A 3,114-nucleotide genomic window follows, 5' to 3' on the forward strand; every position below is an offset into this window, starting at 1 on the left:
CACGAAGATTTCTCAGAGATTCACAGAGAAATTAAATGAATTAATTTTTTAAAAATCCGCGCTTATCTGCTTAAATCCGTTTTATCCGTGTGCCATTTTGTAAAAAACTTTGCGACCTTTGCGAAGCAAAATAGTTACACAGCGCCACACGAAGATTTCTCAGAGATTCACAGAGAAATTAAATGAATTAATGTTTTAAAAATCCGCGCTTATCTGCTTAAATCCGTTTTATCCGTGTGCCATTTTGTAAAAAACTTTGCGACCTTTGCGCAGCAAAATAGTTACACAGAGCCACACGAAGATTTCTCAGAGATTCACAGAGAAATTAAATGAATTAATGTTTTATAAAGCGCTGTGTATCTCTAATTTGTGCTCTGTGAAACTCTGTGTACCGAAAAAATGAAAACCAAAATTGCCATTACCTCTCTCGCTTCTTTATCACCTTTAGGAAATACTCCCGAAGGAATTTGGAACAATTATCTTTCTCCGAAAACATTAATTACAACAAAAGAGTTTAATGGTAAAGGCCAATTTGTGGCTACTATTCCAGCTGAAATCAGAAACGGAATTGATGCCTTGCGAAAAGAAGAGGTGAAGTATAAAGCATTGGACGAAACCGTTTTAATGGCCATATTGACTTCTCGAAAAGCTATTCAGGATGCGGGTTGGCAACAAGGCGATGATTTTGGGATTAACATTGGCTCGTCTCGCGGTGCTACTCAGTTATTTGAAAAATACCATTCTGAGTTTATGACTACGGGTAAAACGCCTACCTTAACTTCGCCTACTACCACACTAGGCAATATTTCATCCTGGGTAGCACACGATTTAAAAAGCAAAGGTCCCGAAATTTCCCATTCTATAACTTGCTCTACTGCATTGCACGCCGTTTTGAATGCGGTGGCTTGGTTACAATCAGGAATGGCGACAAAGTTTTTAGTAGGTGGCAGCGAAGCACCACTCACTGCTTTTACTTTGGCACAGATGCGCGCTTTAAAGATTTATGCTAATGAACCACAGGAGTACCCTTGTCGTGCTTTTGATTTAGAAAAAACTAAAAACACCATGGTCCTGGGCGAAGGCGCTGCCATGGCATGTTTGGAACTTGGTGAGAAACACAACGCGCTAGGCTACATCACAGGAATTGGTTATGCTACTGATGAATTGGAACACAATATTTCCATAACTGATGATGCGATTTGTTTCCAAAAATCGATGGCGATGGCATTGCAAAACACACCGCTCGATGAAGTTGATGTTATAGTAATGCATGCGCCAGGCACGTTGAAAGGCGACACTTCCGAATATAAAGCGATACAACAAGTGTTTGGTCACAATTTACCTATGCTTACCACCAATAAATGGAAAATAGGACACACTTTTGGTGCTTCGGGTATCTTGAGCATGGAAATGGCGCTGATGATGATAGAGCACAATACGTTTATTGGGATTCCTTATGTAACAAACCCTGTCAGGGTTCAAAACCCTGACAGGGTTATTAAAAATGTTTTGATTAACGCCGTTGGTTTTGGTGGCAATGCGGTGAGTGTTTTGGTTTCTGACCGATAATGTTTTCAATTCGTGCTAATGAGTTGTTCAATTGACCGCGGTCACTTAATAAAGTGACCGCGGTCGTTTTATAATTTGACCGCGGTCAAATATTGAACTCGTCAGGACGAATTTTTTGGGTGAACCTTACAAGATATTTAACCTTGCATGGCGCTTCGGTTCTAGGATTACAATAAAAAAAGCGGTGTCAGTCTGAGCTTGTCGAAGACATTTTCTGCTAGGTACTTAAGCACTTTGACACTTTAGCACTTCGACAGGCTCAGTGTGACATTGTGCTACTTATTGTATTTGTTGTGAAATGAGTATTTGTATTATCTAGGATTACAATAAAAAAAGCGGTGTCAGTCTGAGCTTGTCGAAGACATTTTCTGCTAGGTACTTAAGCACTTTGACACTTTAGCACTTCGACAGGCTCAGTGTGACAAACTGCTTCATATTGTATTTGTTGTAAAATGAGTATTTGTATTATCTAGGATTACAATTAAATACTGCGGTGTCAGTCTGAGCCTGTCGAAGACATTTTCTGTTAGGTACTTAAGCACTTTGACACTTTAGCACTTCGACAGGCTCAGTGTGACAATGCGCTTGTTATTGTATTTGTTTATATATTGGCACTTCGACAGGCTCAGTGTGACAATGCGCTTGTTATTGTATTTGTTTATATATTGGCACTTCGACAGGCTCAGTGTGACAATTTGCTTCTTATTGTATTTGTTTATATGTTGGCACTTCGACAGGCTCAGTGTGACAAACTGCTTCTAATTGTATTTGTTGTAAAATGAGTATTTGTATTATCTGGGATTACAATTAAATACTGCGGTGTCAGTCTGAGCCTGTCGAAGACATTTTCTGTTAGGTACTTAAGCACTTTGACACTTTAGCACTTCGACAGGCTCAGTGTGACAATGTGCTTCTTATTGTATTTGTTTATATATTGGCACTTCGACAGGCTCAGTGTGACAATTTGCTTCTTATTGTATTTGTTTATATGTTGGCACTTCGACAGGCTCAGTGTGACAAACTGCTTCTAATTGTATTTGTTGTAAAATGAGTATTTGTATTATCTGGGATTACAATTAAATACTGCGGTGTCAGTCTGAGCCTGTCGAAGACATTTTCTGTTAGGTACTTAAGCACTTTGACACTTTAGCACTTCGACAGGCTCAGTGTGACAATGCGCTTGTTATTGTATTTGTTTATATATTGGCACTTCGACAGGCTCAGTGTGACAATTTGCTTCTTATTGTATTTGTTTATATGTTGGCACTTCGACAGGCTCAGTGTGACAAACTGCTTCTAATTGTATTTGTTGTAAAATGAGTATTTGTATTATCTGGGATTACAATTAAATACTGCGGTGTCAGTCTGAGCCTGTCGAAGACATTTTCTGTTAGGTACTTAAGCACTTTGACACTTTAGCACTTCGACAGGCTCAGTGTGACAATGTGCTTCTTATTGTATTTGTTTATATATTGGCACTTCGACAGGCTCAGTGTGACAATGTGCTTCTTATTGTATTTGTTTATATGTTGGCACTTCGACAGG

The 3,114-nt window shown here is 39.0% G+C and carries 1 protein-coding gene; it reads left to right on the forward strand.

Features of this window, described 5'->3' with window-relative positions; genetic code table 11:
* Window positions 1-399: 399 nt before the first annotated feature.
* Window positions 400-1,569, forward strand: a complete 1,170-nt coding sequence (locus tag WFZ85_RS15835) for a beta-ketoacyl synthase N-terminal-like domain-containing protein (protein WP_342697226.1) — start codon at window positions 400-402, stop codon at window positions 1,567-1,569.
* The last annotated feature ends 1,545 nt before the right edge of the window (window positions 1,570-3,114 follow it).

It is taken from the genome of Flavobacterium aureirubrum, from assembly GCF_038739835.1.
Classification (GTDB): domain Bacteria; phylum Bacteroidota; class Bacteroidia; order Flavobacteriales; family Flavobacteriaceae; genus Flavobacterium; species Flavobacterium aureirubrum.

Bases quoted from the DNA above. Each gene is read 5' to 3' on its own strand.
- WFZ85_RS15835 (WP_342697226.1), top strand. From the start codon at position 400: ATGAAAACCAAAATTGCCATTACCTCTCTCGCTTCTTTATCACCTTTA.